The sequence below is a fragment of the Haloplanus vescus genome (assembly GCF_900107665.1).
Classification (GTDB): Archaea; Halobacteriota; Halobacteria; order Halobacteriales; family Haloferacaceae; genus Haloplanus; species Haloplanus vescus.
On sequence record NZ_FNQT01000001.1, the window covers coordinates 1,007,645 to 1,020,896 of the forward strand.

The window sequence follows — 13,252 nt, forward strand, 5'->3', positions numbered from 1 at the left end:
TTCGACCACTCCCTGCACCCACGTTCCCGAACGCCTTCGTCTACGGACTCAGACGCTGACGGTCACGTGGGAACAGCACCGCTTCGCGGATGTTGTCTAGGTCGAGCATCGTCATCACGAGACGCTCGACGCCGTAGGCCCATCCCGCGTGGGGCGGCATCCCGTACTTGAACATCCGGGTGTAGTAGTCGAACTGCGACGGGTCAAGACCCTGCTGTTCGAAGCCCGCGACGAGTTCGTCGTGGCGGTGTTCGCGCTGGCCGCCCGAGACGAGCTCCATCCGCGGGTGCATCAGGTCGAAGCCCTTCGACAGCTGCGGGTCGTCGTCGTAGTCCTGGATGTAGAACGGCTTGATTTCGGAGGGCCAGTCGGTGATGAAGTAGTGCCCGCCCACGTCGTCGCCGAGGGCCTTCTCGGCCTCGGTCGGCAGGTCGTCGCCCCAGACCAACTGCTCGTCAAGTTCGCCCGTGGCGTTGATGCGCTCGATGGCCTCCTCATAGGTGAGACGGGGGAAGTCGTCCTCCGGCGCCGAGAAGTCGTCGTAGCCGAGGAGTTCGAGCTCCTCCTGACAGTTCTCGGCGACGCCCTCGTAGGCGGCCTTGAGCGTCCCCTCACACACGTCCATCGCCTCGTGGTGGTCGACGAAGGCCGACTCGAAGTCGATCATCGTCGCCTCGTTGAGGTGGCGGGGCGTGTTGTGCTCCTCCGCGCGGAAGATGGGGCCGATTTCGAAGACGCGTTCCAGTCCGCTGCCGACCATCAGCTGCTTGAACAGCTGCGGCGACTGGTTCATGAACGCCTCCTGCCCGAAGTAGGTTATCGGGAACAGTTCCGTGCCGCCCTCCGTCCCCGTGGCGACGATTTTCGGCGTGTTGATCTCCGTGCTCCCGACCGAGCGGAAGTAGTCACGGACGGAGCGCAGAATCTCGCTCCGAATCTCGAAGATGGCCTTCACTTCGGGCTTGCGGAGGTCGAGCGTCCGGTTGTTGAGTCGGGTCGGGAGTTCGGCGTCGACCTTCCCCGAGGGGTCGAGGGGGAGTTCGGGGTCGGCCTCGGCAAGCACCTCGACCGAGTCCGGGACGAGTTCGAGGCCCGTCGGCGCGCGCGGTTCCTCCTCGACGGCGCCGGTGACCGCGACGACGCTCTCGCGGTGGACGCCCAGGCCCGTGTCGACGAGGTCGTCGTCCATCTCGTCTTTCTCGAACTTGACCTGTAGCTTGCCAGTCTTGTCTCGGAGGATGAGGAAGGCGATACCGCCGAGGTCACGAATCTCGTGGACCCAGCCGGCAACCGTGGCCGTCTCGCCGGCGTCGACGTCGGCCGCGTGAGTTCGGTTGTCCATACGCCTCGTATCGGACCCCGCGCCTTAAACGCGACCGTTTCCGCTCGGTCAGACCCGGTATTCGTCCAGTACGCCGTCGTCGAGGCTGATTCCCAAGCCAGGCTCCTCGGGAAGTGCGATTCGACCGTCGTCCAGCGTCGGCGGCGTCTCGAACAGCGCCTCGGACACCGGGAAGTCGGTGGGGTCGAACTCTATCCACTCGCAGGCCGGCGACGACGAAAATCCCGATGTCGGCGAGGGTTTATATCCAATCCCGCGGCCACCCCAGCGCAGACGTGACACCTGCTATCGACACGTTGGCACGATGGCCGCTCGACACCGAGGATTGGCCACGGACCGTCCTCGTCGGCGCACTGCTCGTTGCGACGCTCCCGTTCGTCGTTCCCGGCGTCCTGCTCGCAGGGTATGCCGTCCGCGTCCTGCGAGTGGACGTCGGCGACGACCCACTGCCACGGTTCACTGATATCCGGGCGCTGGCCGAGACGGGCGTTCGGGCCACGGGAATCGTCGCGGCGTACCACCTCCCGGCGGTGGCACTCGTCGCCATCGGCACACGCGGCGCGGCGTCCGCGTCGGTGTTCCTCCAGTGGGAGACACTCGTCCGCTTCGGGCCGAGTGCAGTCGGTCGACTCCCCGGTCTCGCCGCACTCGCTGGCGCCGTCGGCGTCGGGCTTCTCGGCGCGGCGTTACTCCCGCTCTGTGGATACGTCTCGACCGTCGCAGTGACTGCGTACGCCGACACCGACACCCTTGCCGACGCGTTCGCCCTCGGACGGATTCGCCGCCGGGTGTTCTCGGCCGCCACGCTCCGGGCGTGGCTCCTCGCGTCGCTGGCCGTACTCGGTTCTGGTGTCGGTGCGTTCCTCGTCGCCACCGCCGCGACACCGATACCGGGCGTCGGGCGTATCGCCACCGCTGCCGTCCGCTTCTACGGTCTCGTCGTCGGACTCGCTGTCTGGACCGTCACACGGCCCACGAGGGAGTGCGACGGGGCGAGCGCGAGCGATATGGAAGTCGGAGAGAACGCGGCAACGCCGTCGACCTGATCACTCGTGGGCGTCCTTGACGCCCTCGACCGTCTCGCGGACCGCGTCACACCCCTCGTCGTGGAGGAGGTCACCGACGACCACCACGTCGGCGTGTTCGCCCATCTGGTGGGCGGTGTCGTAGTCGTGGACGCCGCCGCCGTAGAACAGCGTCGCGTCGTCGAGGGCGTCGGCGGCGGCCTGCACCGTCTCGGTGTCGCCGAGCGTCCCCGAATACTCGATGTAGACGATGTCCTGCCCGAACAGTTTCTCGGCGACGGCGGCGTACGCCGCCACGTCGTCCGGAGACTGGTCGCAGTCGGCGTCGGTGTACTCCGCGACCGACGAGTCGGGATTGAGGACGATGTAAGCCTCGGTGTGGGTTCGACTCCAGTCGAGGCCGTTCTCGATGCGGACCCACTCCTTGTGCGCGCCCGTCACCCAGAAACTGTCGCCGGCGTTGAACACCGTCGGAATCAGATAGCCGTCGAGGGCGTCGTCGTCGATGACGACCGCCGGGTTCGACGGTTCCTGATACAGGGGGACGCCGTACTTGCCACAGGCGTCGACGACCGTCTCCATCTTCTCTGTGGTCATACCCGTCGTCCCGCCGATTTCGATGGCGTCGGTTCCGGTTGCACAGACGTCCTCGAAGGTCTCCCCCTCCACGAGGTCCTTGTCGGGGTCCACCTTCAGGACGTGGTCCCACTCGTCCCACGGCGTACTCATAGCGACAGTCTACTCCACGGAACTATTAAAAAGGGTCCGACTCGGCGTCGATGGAGGACCGTCAGTCGGCGTCGGCCTGCCAGTTCCGCACCGTATCGGGGCCGACGCCGTCGATTTGGTCCGCCAGCGTGTCGGGTTCCGCGTCCTTCAGGCTGGCCACGTCGTCGACGCCCGCGTCTTTCAGTTTCTCGGCCGTCTTCTCGCCGATGCCGTCGACGGTTTCGAGTTCGTCGCCCGCTTGCCGGGCCTGATACTCGCGGTAGTTACAGATGGGACAGCCCAGTTCCCACGGCTCTCGGTCCGCGTCCTCGTAGGTGATGCGGATGCCCGGCAGGTCGTGTTCCTCGCACGTCTCGTCGGTGAGTTCGGCCTCGCCCCGACGGGGCATGGGCAGGGAGTACTCGCAGTCGGGGTAGCGCGTACAGCCCACGAGTCGGCCACCCGAACGGAGGCGCTTGATGGCGAGTTCGCCACCCTCCTCGTCGCCGCACTCGGGACACGGACCGACGACGAGGTCGGGTTCCTCGTCGGCCGCCTCCGCCGCACAGAGCGGACAGCCGTGGACGAACGTCTTGCGCCCGGCGAGCATCTTCACGTCGCTGAGGCCGTGGTCGGGGCACGTCTCGTCGAGGAGGATGGGCTTGCCCGTCGAGGGGAGCGGGAGCGTGTACTCGCAGTCGGGGTAGCCGTCACAGCCGACGAAGTAGGAACCGTTCCGACTCCGTCGGATGACGAGGTCCTCGTCGCATTCGGGACACGGGCCGACGGTCTTGTCGGCTTTCAGCGACTTGCGAAGGTGGTCGCCGAGCGCCTCTCGTGACTCCATCAGCCCATCGAAGACGCGTTCAAGCATCTCGCGGGACTCGTCGGTGACCTCGTCGAGGGTCGCCTCGCCGCGGGCGATGGCCTCCATATCTTCCTCCAACTGGGCAGTCATCTCCTCGCTGACGATGCGGTCGGCGAACTCCTCGGACGCCTCGACGACGCCGCGGGCGAGACGCGTCGGCCGCGGCGGGTCACCCTCGATGTACCCGCGGTCGTACAGCTTCTGAATCACGTCGTGCCGGGTCGCCTTCGTCCCGATACCCATCTTCTCCATCGTCTCGATGAGGCGGGACTGGCCGTACCGCCGCGGTGGCTGGGTCTGCTTGGCCGCCATCTGGGCGTCGGCTAGTGCGAGCGTCTCGCCCTCCGTCACGTCGGGGACGTAGTTCTCGCTCGTCGAGCGGTAGGGGTAGACCGCGTGGTAGCCGGGGTTGACCAGGCGCTTGCCGTTTGCCTTCAGCGACGGGTCCATCGCATCGTCGACGGTCGCCACCACGCGCAGGTGCTCCCACGTCGCCGCGTCGGCGACGGTGGCGAGGAAGCGCCGGACGACGAGTTCGTACACCTCCCACTCGTCCTCCGAGAGGTCCGAGGGCGAGGGGAGTTCGTCGGTCGGGTGAATCGGCGGGTGGTCGGTCGTCTCCTCGTCGCCAGCGGTCGGTTCGATGTCGTCGGCGTCGAGGAGGGAGGCGGCGTCGTCGCCGAAGCGCGGCCCCGAGGAGAGCGCGTCGAGCAGGTCTCGCGGCTCCAAGTCGTCGGGATAGACCGTGTTGTCCGTGCGCGGGTACGTGATGTAGCCCGCCGTGTAGAGGTCCTCCGCGATGCTCATCGCCCGCTGGGCGGAGTAGCCGATGCCGCTCGCGGCGCGGATGAACTGCGTGGTGTTGAACGGCGCCGGCGGGTCGTCGGTCCGGGTGCGACGGCGCACCTCGTCGACCGTCGCCGCCTCGGCCGCCGCGAGAACGTCGTGGACCGCGTCGGCGCGGTCCTCGTCCCAGACGCGTTCGGCCTCGGTGTCGTCCTCGTCGAGGTAGAAGTACTGGGCCTCGAACGTCTCGTCCGCTTTGGTCAGGTCGGCGAACAGCTCCCAGTAGTCCTCGGGGTCGAAGGCGTCGATTTCGCGCTCGCGGTCGACGATGAGCTTCAGCGTCGGCCCCTGCACCCGCCCGACGGAGATGAAGTCGTCGCCGAGCTGTCGGGCGGAGAGGGAGAGAAATCGCGTGAGTGACGCGCCCCACATCAGGTCGACGATTTGGCGCGCCTCGCCCGCCGCCGCGAGGTCGAAGTCCAAGTCGTCCGGGTCGGCGAAAGCCTCCGTCACTTCGCGGTCGGTAATCGAGGAGAAGCGCACCCGGTCGACGGGTGCCTCGTCGTTCACGTCGCGGACGAGTTCGTACGCCTCCTTCCCGATGAGTTCGCCCTCGCGGTCGTAGTCGGTGGCGATGACGATTCGCGAGGCGTTGCGGGCGAGGCGACGAAGCGCCGCGACGATGTTCTCCTGTGTCGGGCGCTTCTCCACCTCGGCGCTGATGAGTTCGACTGGCTCCACGTCGCGCCAGTCGTCGTACTCCGGCGGGAAATCGACGCCCACGACGTGGCCGGACAGGCCGATACAGCGCTTGCCACCCCACTTGTAGACGTTGACCCCGTTGACCCGGTCGGCGTCCGCGCTCCCGTCGCTCAGGATGTCTGCGATGCGGCGGGCCGCGTTGTCTTTCTCCGTGATAATCAGTTCGGGGCCCCGTTTCATCGCCCAGTCGTACGCCGACCAGCCGCCTAAACCTTTCGTGGCCCTAATCGCCAGACGTGGCCGTTGTGAACGGGTGACATGCGGTCCCGGCACGGTCTGCGGAAACGGCGTCGCTTATACGGCAGGACCCGTTCCACGCACGTATGTCGTCAGGCATCCACGTCCAACTCGAACTCCGCGGCGTGGCCGACTGTCCTGCGGCGTCGCTGAGCGAGGAAGTCACGCTCGACTCGGTGACCGTCGACCGACACGGGAGCGCGGAGGCGACGAACGTCGTCGGCGAGGTGACCGTCGACCACGACGGCGACGCACCCACCATCGACGACGCCGAAGCGGTGTTCGAAGACGGGTCGCAGTCGGTGTACCGCTACGCCCATGAACAGGACTGCCCGTGTTCGCGGGTCCCGGAACAGGGCTGTCCGGTTCGCGACGTGCGCACGGATGGCGGCCGCCTCTGTCTCACCTTCGTCGCGCCGGACCTCGACACCCTCCGCGCTATCGTGACCGACCTCCAGTCCTGCTGTGCGGACGTGACGGTCCAGCGGTTGGTTCGCTCCGGCGCCACCGACGGCGACCAGTCGCTCCTCGTCGCCGACCGCAACGCGTTCACCGACCGCCAGTACGAGGTGCTGAAGACGGCCCACCAGATGGGCTACTTCGACTCGCCGAAGGAGGCCAACTCCCGGACTGTCGCCGAGGAACTCGGCGTCTCCGTCTCCACGTTCGTCGAACACCTGTCGGTCGCACAGACCAAACTTTTCGACCAACTTATCTCCAGCTGAGGCGCTTGTTGTCATTTCCCATATACTTAAATAAACCCGAACAGGCTAGAGAAAGGGTGTATCCGACCGCGGCGTCGACAGAGGGGTGACGCAATGTCGCAGACCATCTACAACGAAATCGGTGGCCGAGACGCAGTCGAAGCAGTCGTCGACGACTTCTACGACAAGGTTCTCAACGACGAACAGCTGATTCCCTACTTCGAAGACACGGACACGGCCGAACTCCGCGCCCACCAGATACAGTTCATCAGCGCCGTCACGGGCGGCCCCGTCGAGTACACGGGCGACGACATGCGCGCGGCCCACGACCACCTCGACATCGCAGAGGAAGACTTCGACCTCGTGGGGAAATACCTCACGCAGGCCCTCGAAGAGAACGGCGTCCCCGAGGACAACGTCGAGGCGATCATGGCCGAAGTCGTCGGCCTCAAAGCGCCGGTTCTCGGCCAGTAACTACGCTTCGAGTCGCTCGCGAAGCAGTCCGTTGACGGTTCCGGGGTCAGCGCTCCCGCCCGTCTTACTCATCACCTGTCCGACGAGGAAGTTGAGCGCACCGCCCTCACCGGCGTGGTAATCTTCCACCGCGTCGGGATTCTCGTCGATGGCTTCCTCAACGGCGGCGACGACCGCCTCGTCGCCCGCCTTACCGAGGTCCTCGCGGTCGACCACCGCGTCGGGGTCGAGGCCCTCGTCGAGCATCGTGCGCAAGACGACCTCACGAGCGTTCTTTTCCGTGATTTCGTCGGCGGCGACGAGCTCGATGAGGCGGGCGAACTCGTCCAGTCGGTCCTCGACGTCCGCAATCCCCATGTCGCGGTAGTTGAGTTCGCCGAGGAGGTCGTCAGCCACCCACGTCGCCGCGAGGTCGGCGTCGAAGCGGTCGGCCACGTCCTCGAAGAAATCGGCCACCGACTTGGTGGAGGTGAGTTTCGACGCCGCCTCCGCGTCAAGGGCGTACTCCTCGCGGAAGCGTTCGCGGCGCGCGTCCGGGAGTTCGGGGATGGAAATCTGCTCTTTCCAGTCGGAAACTCGAAGCGGCGGGAGATCGGCCTCGCGGAAGTAGCGGTAGTCCTTCTCCTCCTCTTTCGAGCGCATCGAGACGGTGATGCCGCGGCTCTCGTCCCAGTGGCGCGTCTCCTGTTCTACCTCACGGCCCCGCTTGACGGCGTTTTTCTGCCGCGTCACCTCGTAGGCGAGTGCCTGCTCCGCGCCCTTGTGGCTCGAGATGTTCTTCACCTCGGTCCGGTTGGCGTCGGCGAGGACGTCCTCGTCGACGTCGCCGTCCTCGCCCACCTCGTCGGCGGGGACGAGCGAGATATTGGCGTCGATGCGGAGACTGCCGTCGCGGGAGGCATCGAAGACACCGAGGTATTCGAGGACCTCCTCCAGTTTGGCGAGGAAGGCACGCACCTCGCCCGGCCCGCGGAAGTCCGGTTCGGTGACGATTTCCATCAGCGGCGTCCCCGCGCGGTTGTAGTTGACCAGCGAGTAGTCGGCCGTCTCGATGTTGCCGCCCTCGTGTTGGAGGCTTCCCGGGTCCTCTTCGAGGTGGGCGCGGCCGATGCCGATTTCGCGGCGCTCGCCCTCGACGCTCACTTCGAGACTGCCGTCGGAACAGATCGGCGCGTCGTACTGCGTAATCTGGAAGTTCTTCGGGAGGTCGGGGTAGTAGTAGTTCTTGCGGTGGAACCGAGTCTCCTCGGCCACGTCGGCGTCGATAGCCTTCCCAATCTTCACCGCGGACTCGACCGCCGCCTCGTTGAGGACAGGGAGGGCACCGGGCAAGCCCAGACAGACGGGGCAGGTCCGGGTGTTCGGCTCCTCGTCGTCCGCCGCCTCGATCGAACAGCCACAGAAGATCTTCGTGTCGGTCTCGAGCTGGACGTGAACCTCCAGCCCGATGACGACCGCCAAATCTCGTTGCTGGAGCGCCTGCGCAGTCATTGCGCGGGCTTACACCGCCGGTGGCTAAAGGCTAACGGGACTCGTCCCCGTCCGCCTGCCACGACACCTGCTCCACTTGGTCGGTCTCACGGAGGATGAACGGCCCGATAGAGAGCGTGTGTTTCGTCACCGTCGCGATTCGTAGGACGTAGGCTATCAAGACCAGAAACGGGAGCAGCGACACCGTGGCCGCGACGGCGACGATGGGCACGACGGCGGCGTAACGAGTCGGGTCGAAGAACGCGACCATGCAGACGGCGACGAGAAGCGCCGGGAGCGCGGCGGCGAGGATGGCCCGCGAGAGGTCGATGAGTTCCCACTGGAAGTAGAGCGTCTTGACGTGTTCTCGCGCGGGCCCGAACAGTTCGAGCGTGTCGAGCAGGTCGTCGAGCACCTCGTTCGCGTCCGACGAGAGGGCGTACCGCTCACGGATACGCCGCGCCGCGAATATCTTCCACGAGTAGTTGAAATCGAGCGCCGCCGACACTACCGTGAACTTGCCGAACTGTGCGCCGTCGAGGTCAGTGGCGACGCGGTCGGCGTTCTCGCTCAGGCTCTCGGTGAGGTCGCGGACAGCCGCGTAGCCGTCCTCAGTCTCGTCGACGGCATCCTGGAGTTGCCGCGCTCGCTCGCCAGACACCTGCACGAGCGCTCGAAGGAACTGCGAGGGGCGTGCGGGACTGACGGGGGTTCCCAGACGGTCGGCGACGTCTGCCCGGAACGACAGCGCACCGGTCATCCGCTCGCGCTGGTCGCCGACGGCACCGAGTTCCTGCGAGAGGACGAGCTGATTGAGAGTCAAGACCAGCGTCACGCCGGTGATGGTAGCGGTGAGCAGCCCCTGAAACAGCGTATCGACCGAGTCACTCTGCTGGAGCGTCGCGGCCGCCGCGGGGAGGGCCATTCCAATCCCGAGGAGTGCGAGGCCGACGACCACGACCAGTCCCGCGACGACGAGTCGCCTATCGGCTTCGAGGAGGAGCCAGAGTTTCGCCCGACTGCCCGCGGCGCGGGTCCGCAACTGGTCACTGGGGCTAGCTCCTCCGTCCCCGGAATCGTCGGCCATGCCCGAGACGACAGCCGCCAGCGTCAAAAGCGGCGGGCACGGGATTAGGCCGAGCGCTATTATCGGTCCCGGCCGAAGCGGGGCTATGGACGAGCGGGCCATCTCTCCCATCGTCGGCGTCGCCCTCATGGTGGTCATCACGCTCCTACTGGCGTCGATGTTCGCCGTCAGCGCTCTCAATCTCGCCGACTTCGGGACGGAGCGAGAGGCGGTGGCAGACCTGACCGACAAAAATGAGGGCGCCGACGCGGGCGGCACCGAGTCGCACGCGGGCGAACTCATCTGGCCGGTCGACGACGGGTCGGGGGCGACCACCACACACGTCGTCAACTACACCATCGCCTCGGACTCGGACACCGCGGGCAACTCCCTGAACTCGGTCACGATAGAATACGCGGACGGGTCCGTGGACGTGAGCGACGTGGACGAACGCTCCGACGTTACGTTGGTCGGTATCGACGGCGACCGCGACGGAAGCGTCGAGGACGACGCGACGAGCGACGTGGAGTGCTGTCCGCCCGGCGACGGCGTCATCGTCGCCGACGGCGGGAACACCCTCCGCATCGAGCTGACGGGGAACTACAATCTGGCGGCCGGCGACGCCCTCAGAGTCAAATACACGGCGGTGACGAATCCGAGCGCCGGCAACCACAGCGCCACCGTCACCGTCAACGGCGAAGTCGACGACACGGGCACGGTCGAGGTGGAGAGCTGACGGCGGTCAGTGCCGTAACGCGAATCCTCTTCCGGGCGCACGCCGAACGCCCGACGACTCCATGGGTGCGCGAGCGTCGTCCGGGTGGTGGCAGACGCCGGAGAACGCCCTCTGGGTGCTCGTCGCGTCCGGCACGCTGACCGTGATGGCCGGGGCGATTCTCGGCCCCGTCGTCAACCAAATCGGGACGAGTCTGGGCGTCTCGCAGTCGCTCGCCGGCCTCGTCATCACGACACACGGCCTCTTCATCGTCCTCACCAGCCCCGTCGCCGGGCGACTCATCGACCGCTACGGCCCCCGTCGGCCGTACGTCCTCGGCCTCGCCCTCTACGGCGTCGCCGGCGGCGCGGGCTTGGTCGTCGAGTCGTTTCCGGCACTCCTCGTCACGCGCGCGCTCCTCGGCGTCGCCGTCGCGTTCGTCTACACGTCGATTACGGTCCTCATCTACTCGCTCTACGAGTCCGAGCGCAAGGACCGCGTGATGGGGCTTCGGGGGAGCGCCAACAGCTTCGGTGCCGCGCTGTGGCCGCTGGTCGGCGGGGCCCTGGGTACACTCTCGTGGCACGGCCCGTTCGGCGTTTACCTCCTCGCGCTCCCGTTGGGCATCGTCGCCGCGGTGACGGTGCCGGATCCGGCGCGTTCGCCGCGGGAGAGCAACGAGGGCGACATCGCCGCCCTGCGCCGCACGCTCCGAACGCACCCACTCCTTGCACTCGTCTACGCGCTCTACTTCGCGACGAACCTGTTACTCTACGCCATCGTCGTCTACTATCCCCGGGCGCTGGCGACGGTGGGAGTCGACTCGTCGCTCTCTATCAGCCTCTATCTGGCTGCGATGGGCGCCGCTGGCGGCGTCAGCGCGTACTACTACGACCGAATCCGACGCCGGGTCGACTACCGACAGCTCGTCCTCGCGGCGTGTGCGCTGTGGACCGTCGGCTTCGCCGTCGCGGCGACGGCACCGACGCGAACCGTCGCCGTCGCCCCCGTCGTCCTGTTCGGACTCGGGCAGGGACTCGTCTTTCCGACCGTCCTCCTCTGGGTCGAGGAACTGGTGCCCGCGGACCGACAGGGGCAGTTCAGTTCGTACGTCGCCATCGTCGGCTACGTCGGCCAGTTCCTCGCGCCCGTGGCGTTCGGCCCCGTTGCGGGCGCGTTCGGCGTCCACGCCGTCTTCGCCACCGCTGCGCTCGGCGCGGGCATCGCCCTCGTCTCCCTCGCGTGGCGAACGTTGTCCTGACGGGACACGCCGCGAGCGACGGATCTCCAGTCGAAGCCATCGGGACGTCTATATAGAGGACCGTTCTCGCGGGGACCACCACCGGCAGTTCGGTCGGTCACGTACCCCACATAGCAGGCACTAAACGTCTTCACGCCCGAGTCGTCGATGGGTCATGTCGAACACCTCCACGCCCGACGACGCCCCGGCCAGTTCCGACGTGAACGTCGACATCGACGATGGAGGCGACCCCCGCTGCCTCCACTCCGTCGTCGTCACGTACGAGGGAACGCCGGACCGACAGACGCTCTACCCGTCCGACGCGGGCGAAACCGAGCGACTCACCCATTGGTTGACCGCCGACGCCGACGCCTTCCGCCACCTCGACGAGATGCGCTAATCTTCGAGCGCCCGCCGAACCGCCGCCACTCGTTCGTTCCGCGTCCGAATCACGTCCTCGGGAGCGACGTCGTACTCGTGAAATCCGGCACCGTCGGCGACGCCGCCCCGCCCGGCGTCGAGGCGGTCCGCGAACAGCGACCCGGGCGCGTCCGCGTCGCTCAGGTGCGGGTAGAGGTCCGCCGCGATGGTCTCGAACAGGTCCAGCCCCGCGAGGTCCGCCGTCTCGAAGGGGCCGATGGCCGCGGTGCGGAGCGCGTAGCCGTCCCTGACCGCTCGCTCCACGTCTTCGAGCGAGGCCACGCCCTCCTGCACGAGATGCGTACACTCTCGGAGGACGGCGAACTGGATGCGATTCCAGACGAAGCCGGGCACGTCTCGCTCGACCCGAATCGGGTCGCGGTCGACCGCCTCGACGAACGCCGCCGTCCGCGCCACCGTCTCGTCGCTCGTCTCCGCGCCCCGAACCACCTCGACCGTCGGCATGAGGTAGGGCGGATTCCACCAGTGACAGCCGATGACGCGGTCCGCGGCGTCTGGCACCGTCGCCGCGATGTCCGTAATCGGAATCCCGGACGTGTTGCTCGCGAGGACGGCATTCTCGGGCGCGGCATCGACGAGCGTCTGGAACACGTCGGCCTTCACGTCCAACGACTCGGAGACGGATTCGACGACGAACTCGGCGCCCGCGACTGCGGCCGCGGTATCGAGCGTGTCGTCGATGCGAGCGCGAATGGCGTCGGGGTCGGTGTCCAGCCAGCCGTTCGCGTCGAGGAAGTCGAGGGCGTCGTCGACGCCGGCGCGGGCGTCGGCGAGGTTCGACTCGCGGTGGTCGACGAGCGTCACGCCCGCGCCGTGGCGCGCGAACTGGAGGGCGAGTCCGTGCCCCATCGTCCCGGCGCCGACGACGGCGACGGCGGTCGGTGTCTCGGTCGTCATCGGCCACAGCGTCGTCGGTCGGGTGCTTAAACGCCGCGACGGCCGCGTGGGCATTGCCACCTCCGGTAGGCACAACACTCCGGCGGCGCACGGACGGGTATGAGCGACGACTTCGAGTACGAGACGGAGCTGCAGGTCCGCTTCGCCGACATCGACGCGATGGGCCACGTCAACAACGCCACCTACGCCACCTACCTCGAACAGGCGCGGGTCGACTACTACGCCGACGTACTCGGTGTGGGGCTGGACGACATCGACACCGTCCTCGTGAACCTCCAAATCGACTACCGACACGAGATTACGCTCGACGACGAGACGGTGACGGTGGCGATGGGCGTTACCTCGATTGGCGAATCGAGCGTCACCGTCGACTACGAGGTTCGGGCGGGCGACCACGTGGCCGCGACGGCGGAGACGACGCAAGTGTACGTCGACCCCGACGAGGGGGCGTCCCGACCGCTCCCGGAGACGTGGGTCGAGAAGATGGAAGCGCGGCGCGACGAGTGAGACGGATTAC

General features: G+C 67.0%; 14 protein-coding genes. 7 read left to right on the plus strand and 7 right to left on the minus strand.

Going from position 1 to position 13,252, the window contains the following annotated elements; all coding sequences use genetic code 11:
• Positions 1 to 40: 40 nt before the first annotated feature.
• Together aspS and BLU18_RS14775 are read right to left on the minus strand one after the other, a co-directional pair.
• Complete coding sequence (gene aspS, locus BLU18_RS05370; RefSeq protein ID WP_092632635.1) at positions 41 to 1,342, minus strand: aspartate--tRNA(Asn) ligase; 1,302 nt, start codon at positions 1,340 to 1,342, stop codon at positions 41 to 43.
• A 48-nt stretch (positions 1,343 to 1,390) separates the two neighbouring features.
• The gene (locus BLU18_RS14775) at positions 1,391 to 1,624 is read right to left on the minus strand and encodes an enolase C-terminal domain-like protein (RefSeq protein ID WP_176791180.1); all 234 of its coding nucleotides are present in this window, start codon (positions 1,622 to 1,624) and stop codon (positions 1,391 to 1,393) included.
• Between BLU18_RS14775 and BLU18_RS05375 the strand changes: the two genes are divergently transcribed.
• Positions 1,618 to 2,388 carry a DUF4013 domain-containing protein gene (locus BLU18_RS05375; RefSeq protein WP_176791181.1) on the plus strand — a complete coding sequence of 257 codons (771 nt, stop codon included), beginning with the start codon at positions 1,618 to 1,620 and terminating at the stop codon, positions 2,386 to 2,388. The genes BLU18_RS14775 and BLU18_RS05375 overlap by 7 nt on opposite strands.
• Here BLU18_RS05375 and BLU18_RS05380 read toward each other — a convergent pair whose 3' ends face one another.
• Both BLU18_RS05380 and BLU18_RS05385 read right to left on the minus strand, forming a co-directional pair.
• Complete coding sequence (locus tag BLU18_RS05380; RefSeq protein ID WP_092632641.1) at positions 2,389 to 3,096, minus strand: phosphoglycerol geranylgeranyltransferase; 708 nt, start codon at positions 3,094 to 3,096, stop codon at positions 2,389 to 2,391. It abuts the gene before it with no gap.
• Positions 3,097 to 3,157: 61 nt separating this feature from the next.
• Complete coding sequence (locus BLU18_RS05385; RefSeq protein ID WP_092632644.1) at positions 3,158 to 5,671, minus strand: DNA topoisomerase I; 2,514 nt, start codon at positions 5,669 to 5,671, stop codon at positions 3,158 to 3,160.
• A 143-nt stretch (positions 5,672 to 5,814) separates the two neighbouring features.
• On the opposite strand from BLU18_RS05385, the gene BLU18_RS05390 reads away from it, so the two are divergent.
• Both BLU18_RS05390 and BLU18_RS05395 read left to right on the plus strand, forming a co-directional pair.
• Positions 5,815 to 6,453, plus strand: coding sequence for a helix-turn-helix domain-containing protein (locus tag BLU18_RS05390; protein WP_092632647.1), 639 nt, complete (start codon positions 5,815 to 5,817; stop codon positions 6,451 to 6,453).
• 93 nt (positions 6,454 to 6,546) lie between these two features.
• Entirely contained in the window at positions 6,547 to 6,906 is a 360-nt protein-coding gene (locus BLU18_RS05395) for a group I truncated hemoglobin (RefSeq protein WP_092632651.1), read from the plus strand.
• Here BLU18_RS05395 and gatB read toward each other — a convergent pair whose 3' ends face one another.
• Entirely contained in the window at positions 6,907 to 8,397 is a 1,491-nt protein-coding gene (gene gatB, locus BLU18_RS05400; RefSeq protein ID WP_092632654.1) for an Asp-tRNA(Asn)/Glu-tRNA(Gln) amidotransferase subunit GatB, read from the minus strand.
• Between the two features lie 31 nt (positions 8,398 to 8,428).
• Positions 8,429 to 9,463 (minus strand): DUF7972 family membrane protein, encoded by a 1,035-nt coding sequence (locus BLU18_RS05405; protein ID WP_092632657.1) that lies wholly within the window; start codon positions 9,461 to 9,463, stop codon positions 8,429 to 8,431.
• Positions 9,464 to 9,548: 85 nt separating this feature from the next.
• On the opposite strand from BLU18_RS05405, the gene BLU18_RS05410 reads away from it, so the two are divergent.
• From BLU18_RS05410 to BLU18_RS05420, 3 genes are all read left to right on the plus strand, one after another.
• Positions 9,549 to 10,178: a type IV pilin N-terminal domain-containing protein gene (locus BLU18_RS05410; RefSeq protein WP_176791182.1), complete on the plus strand. Its 630-nt coding sequence runs from the start codon at positions 9,549 to 9,551 to the stop codon at positions 10,176 to 10,178.
• A 61-nt stretch (positions 10,179 to 10,239) separates the two neighbouring features.
• Positions 10,240 to 11,418, plus strand: a complete 1,179-nt coding sequence (locus tag BLU18_RS05415) for an MFS transporter (RefSeq protein WP_143025230.1) — start codon at positions 10,240 to 10,242, stop codon at positions 11,416 to 11,418.
• Positions 11,419 to 11,572: 154 nt separating this feature from the next.
• On the plus strand, positions 11,573 to 11,797 hold the full coding sequence (locus BLU18_RS05420) for a DUF7511 domain-containing protein (protein ID WP_092632662.1): 225 nt from the start codon (positions 11,573 to 11,575) through the stop codon (positions 11,795 to 11,797).
• Here the strand turns inward: BLU18_RS05420 and BLU18_RS05425 are convergent.
• On the minus strand, positions 11,794 to 12,735 hold the full coding sequence (locus tag BLU18_RS05425) for a 3-hydroxyacyl-CoA dehydrogenase family protein (RefSeq protein WP_092632665.1): 942 nt from the start codon (positions 12,733 to 12,735) through the stop codon (positions 11,794 to 11,796). The genes BLU18_RS05420 and BLU18_RS05425 overlap by 4 nt on opposite strands.
• Positions 12,736 to 12,834: 99 nt before the next feature.
• On the opposite strand from BLU18_RS05425, the gene BLU18_RS05430 reads away from it, so the two are divergent.
• Positions 12,835 to 13,242, plus strand: a complete 408-nt coding sequence (locus BLU18_RS05430) for an acyl-CoA thioesterase (RefSeq protein WP_092632668.1) — start codon at positions 12,835 to 12,837, stop codon at positions 13,240 to 13,242.
• Positions 13,243 to 13,252 lie beyond the last annotated feature (10 nt).

Excerpts from the sequence above, each read along its gene's own strand:
- aspS (WP_092632635.1), bottom strand. The coding sequence starts at position 1,342 with ATGGACAACCGAACTCACGCGGCCGACGTCGACGCCGGCGAGACGGCC.
- BLU18_RS05380 (WP_092632641.1), bottom strand. The coding sequence starts at position 3,096 with ATGAGTACGCCGTGGGACGAGTGGGACCACGTCCTGAAGGTGGACCCC.
- BLU18_RS05385 (WP_092632644.1), bottom strand. The coding sequence starts at position 5,671 with ATGAAACGGGGCCCCGAACTGATTATCACGGAGAAAGACAACGCGGCC.
- BLU18_RS05390 (WP_092632647.1), top strand. The coding sequence starts at position 5,815 with ATGTCGTCAGGCATCCACGTCCAACTCGAACTCCGCGGCGTGGCCGAC.
- BLU18_RS05395 (WP_092632651.1), top strand. The coding sequence starts at position 6,547 with ATGTCGCAGACCATCTACAACGAAATCGGTGGCCGAGACGCAGTCGAA.
- gatB (WP_092632654.1), bottom strand. The coding sequence starts at position 8,397 with ATGACTGCGCAGGCGCTCCAGCAACGAGATTTGGCGGTCGTCATCGGG.
- BLU18_RS05405 (WP_092632657.1), bottom strand. The coding sequence starts at position 9,463 with ATGGCCGACGATTCCGGGGACGGAGGAGCTAGCCCCAGTGACCAGTTG.
- BLU18_RS05410 (WP_176791182.1), top strand. The coding sequence starts at position 9,549 with ATGGACGAGCGGGCCATCTCTCCCATCGTCGGCGTCGCCCTCATGGTG.
- BLU18_RS05415 (WP_143025230.1), top strand. The coding sequence starts at position 10,240 with ATGGGTGCGCGAGCGTCGTCCGGGTGGTGGCAGACGCCGGAGAACGCC.
- BLU18_RS05420 (WP_092632662.1), top strand. The coding sequence starts at position 11,573 with ATGTCGAACACCTCCACGCCCGACGACGCCCCGGCCAGTTCCGACGTG.
- BLU18_RS05425 (WP_092632665.1), bottom strand. The coding sequence starts at position 12,735 with ATGACGACCGAGACACCGACCGCCGTCGCCGTCGTCGGCGCCGGGACG.
- BLU18_RS05430 (WP_092632668.1), top strand. The coding sequence starts at position 12,835 with ATGAGCGACGACTTCGAGTACGAGACGGAGCTGCAGGTCCGCTTCGCC.